The organism is Pseudomonas sp. EGD-AK9 (assembly GCF_000465935.2).
In the GTDB taxonomy this organism is placed as follows: Bacteria; Pseudomonadota; Gammaproteobacteria; order Pseudomonadales; family Pseudomonadaceae; genus Aquipseudomonas.
Genome location: NZ_AVOF01000527.1, coordinates 1 through 1,557, shown reverse-complemented (window position 1 = coordinate 1,557; position 1,557 = coordinate 1). Strand labels below are relative to the sequence as shown.

The following is a 1,557-nucleotide window of genomic DNA, read 5'->3' as shown; positions in this document are numbered from 1 at the left end:
GGCCTGGCGGGCCCACACACCCTACGGCCAGCAGGCTTATCGGTTAACATGCAGGTCTGTCCGATTAGCCGATAGAGACGCCGCATGTCGCACGCCTGGAACCCCGCAAGCTGGAGGGCCAAACCCATCCAGCAGCAACCCGAATACCCCGATGCCGCCCACCTCGCCCGGGTCGAGCAGACCCTGGCCGGCTACCCGCCGCTGGTGTTCGCCGGCGAGGCGCGCGAGCTGCGCCGGCAGTTCGCCGAGGTCACCCAGGGCCGCGCCTTCCTCCTGCAGGGCGGCGACTGCGCCGAAAGCTTCGCCGAGTTTTCCGCGGCGAAGATTCGCGACACCTTCAAGGTGCTGCTGCAGATGGCCATCGTCATGACCTTCGCCGCCGGCTGCCCGGTGGTGAAAGTCGGGCGCATGGCCGGCCAGTTCGCCAAGCCGCGCTCCTCCGGCAGCGAGACCATCGATGGCGTCACCCTGCCGGCCTACCGCGGCGATATCGTCAACGCCATCGAGTTCGACGCCGTCAGCCGCGTGCCGGATCCGGAGCGCCTGCTGCAGGCCTACCACCAGGCCACCGCCAGCCTCAACCTGCTGCGCGCCTTCGCCCAGGGCGGCTTCGCCGACCTGCACCAGGTGCACCAGTGGAACCTGGACTTCATCGCCAACTCGGCCCTCTCCGAGAAGTACCACCAGCTGGCCAACCGCATCGACGAGACCCTGGCCTTCATGCGCGCGGTCGGCATGGACAGCGCGCCGCAGCTGCGCGAAGCCAGCTTCTTCACCGCCCACGAGGCGCTGCTGCTGAACTACGAGCAGGCCTTCGTGCGCCAGGACAGCCTCACCGGGCGCTGGTACGACTGTTCGGCGCACATGCTGTGGATCGGCGACCGCACCCGCCAGCTGGACGGCGCCCACGTCGAGTTCATGCGCGGCATCGAAAACCCCATCGGGGTCAAGGTCGGCCCGAGCATGGATCCGGACGAGTTGATCCGTCTGATCGACGTGCTCAACCCGGACAACGACGCGGGCCGCCTCAACCTGATCGTGCGCATGGGCGCCGACAAGGTCGAGCAGCACTTCCCGCGCCTGCTGCGCAAGGTGCAGGGCGAAGGGCGCCAGGTGCTGTGGAGCTCCGACCCGATGCACGGCAACACCATCAAGGCCTCGAGCGGCTACAAGACCCGCGACTTCGCGCAGATCCTCGCCGAGGTCAAACAGTTCTTCGCCGTGCACCAGGCCGAAGGCAGCCACGCCGGCGGCATCCATATCGAGATGACCGGGCAGAACGTCACCGAATGCATCGGCGGCGCCCGCCCGGTCACCGAGGACAGCCTGTCGGACCGTTACCACACCCACTGCGACCCGCGGATGAACGCCGACCAGTCGCTGGAACTGGCCTTTATGATCGCCGAGACGCTGAAGCAGGTGCGCCGCTAGCAGACGCCAGCGCCCTAGCCCGGCGGCAATCCGGGCTAGGTTTCGAGCAAGGCCCCGCGCAAGCGCTGCGCCGGCTGCGAGCGGCAGTGCAGCGCCACCCCGTCCAGCCCCAGCCACTGCGCCAGC

1 protein-coding gene is annotated in these 1,557 nt (G+C 68.3%); it reads left to right on the top strand.

Annotated features, from left to right (window positions below):
- The first annotated feature begins 84 nt into the window (after window positions 1–84).
- A complete protein-coding gene (locus N878_RS19990; protein WP_021445323.1) occupies window positions 85–1,431 on the top strand; it encodes a class II 3-deoxy-7-phosphoheptulonate synthase in 1,347 nt (448 codons plus the stop codon).
- The last annotated feature ends 126 nt before the right edge of the window (window positions 1,432–1,557 follow it).

What these genes read in the sequence shown, in the direction of transcription:
- N878_RS19990 (WP_021445323.1), top strand. Translation starts at nt 85, where the DNA reads ATGTCGCACGCCTGGAACCCCGCAAGCTGGAGGGCCAAACCCATCCAG.